The organism is Tabrizicola sp., from assembly GCF_031377265.1.
Lineage (GTDB): Bacteria > Pseudomonadota > Alphaproteobacteria > Rhodobacterales > Rhodobacteraceae > JAUYQR01.
Genome location: NZ_JANMET010000175.1, coordinates 1 through 1923 on the forward strand (window position 1 = coordinate 1; position 1923 = coordinate 1923).

General features: G+C 58.5%; 1 protein-coding gene and 1 pseudogene. Both read left to right on the plus strand.

Annotation, left to right across the window (positions count from 1 at the left end; genetic code table 11):
* On the plus strand, positions 1-984 hold a 984-nt coding region (locus RMO18_RS10290), incomplete at its 5' end, for an alpha/beta hydrolase (RefSeq protein WP_405054046.1).
* Positions 985-1196: 212 nt separating this feature from the next.
* A pseudogene (locus tag RMO18_RS10295) lies at positions 1197-1923 on the plus strand (hypothetical protein); the annotation flags it as partial.

A 1923-nucleotide genomic window follows, 5' to 3' on the forward strand; every position in this document is an offset into this window, starting at 1 on the left:
CAGGCAGAACTGGTCCGGCTTGCGACAACGCTGCTGCACTCGATCAACGGGGCGGCGAATGATGCCAAGGCAAAAGCCAACAGCGCACTTCCACTCTATGTGTTGACCCCCCTTACAATGCCGGACGGGCGGAACATTCACTACAGGGTCGCTGGCGCACCACGCGGCCGGCCGTTCCTGCTTCTTCCGAGTGGACAAGGCTTCATCCGCTGGACAGATGAAGCCGAACTTCAGATGGCCCGACGCGATTTGCAGATGATCGTGCCCGTAAGGGCGGGCTACGGACCTTCCTCAAGCTGTCCAACCCGTGCCAACATCTATGATACGGCCGCTGATGATGTCGCACAGCTCCTGGGGTATCTCGGTGTCAAGTCGTGCCCCGTGGTTGCGATATGCGACGACATCAAGCTCGCCCTGCACACAGAGCAGCGCCATCCTGGCATCTTCACAGCAATTGTGGGCGCGTCTGCCACCATGCCTCTGAGTACGCCGGCTCAGTTTGCGCGGCTGACCAAATTTGTCCGCTTCATTCAGAGCAATGCGACGTTTGCCCCGCGCACGCTCCCCTACGTATCACTGCTGTTCTTTCACATGGCACGGCGGTTGGGGACGCGGCGATTTCTTGAAACCATGATGGGGAACTGTGCTGCAGACCTCAAGGCCCTCCAAGACCCTGGGATTGCTGGGCCATTGGAGGCAAGCACGGAGATCGTGATCACGCAGCACTTCATGGCACATCAGTCGTGGTCGCGAGAGATCGTCGAGTTCGCCAAACCCTGGGCGCATCTCCTCCTCGGCACCCGGACACCCATAACGCTGCTCGCTGGCGTCGATGATCCGTTTTCGCCCATCGTGACCGTGCGCGAATACTGTATGGCGAAGCCAGCGATTATTCTGTCTGAGATCCCAGACGCGGGTCAGACACTGGTCTACACGCATCACAATATGGTTCTCGATGCCGTCGAAAGAGCGATGCAACCCTGACGGGATTTGACGCCTCTCGGCGCGCTGTCGGTTACATCGCGGCTGTCCCGCCTCTGCTGCGTTCATTTACTGGTTCAATCGGAAATTCGGCAAGTTGCTCCGTTTTCACCCAAATTGGGGATGCGCGCTAAGGCGTGAACGCAGCATGCTGGTGAAAGTGATTTGAATGTCGAAGCTTGGCGCGAGTGCTTGGTCAAATTAAGGACACCGTTATGGCTCAACTGCTTGGTAATTCCGGTTTGGTGACGCCGCGCGCCATCGACAACCTTGGCTGGATGAATTCGATCACATCGACGAGCAATGCCGTCGTCTACCGCGACGCAAACGTGTTCATTACGCTCAACACTGACGGCACCTATACGCAGTACTGGAATGCCATCGCCTTTGGCGGCTTGACCTATGACGCATCCGGCAACCCGACCGGCGGTAACATCAACTGGATCATTCACTCCACCTCCGCCTCGCCGACCTTGCCGCCGCAGATCGAGCGCATCAACGGGAACAACGGTAACAATCTCGGCATCAGCGCCGCTGTGTTCTGGTCCATGCCAGACGGCAATTCGCGCTTTGCCATGCTGTTCAGCAGCAGCGATCAGATCAATGGCAACAACAACACGGACGACGTGCTGACAGGCGGCGCTGGCTCAGACGCGTTTTCTGGCGGCACCGGCACCGACACGGTGAGTTACATCACATCCATCGGCGGCGTAACGGCGAACCTGTCCAACGCGGCGCAAAACACTGGCGACGCCTTCGGGGACACCTATAGCAGCATTGAACATCTGATCGGTAGCGAAACCATCGACCTGCTCAGCGGCACCGGTGGCGTCAACTACATTGCCGGCGCTGGCGGTGCCTATAGCTTCTTCGGCGAGGGCGTCGCCTATACGCTGGTGGGTCAGGCAGGCGCCGACACCTATGTGTTTGATTCCTACCAGG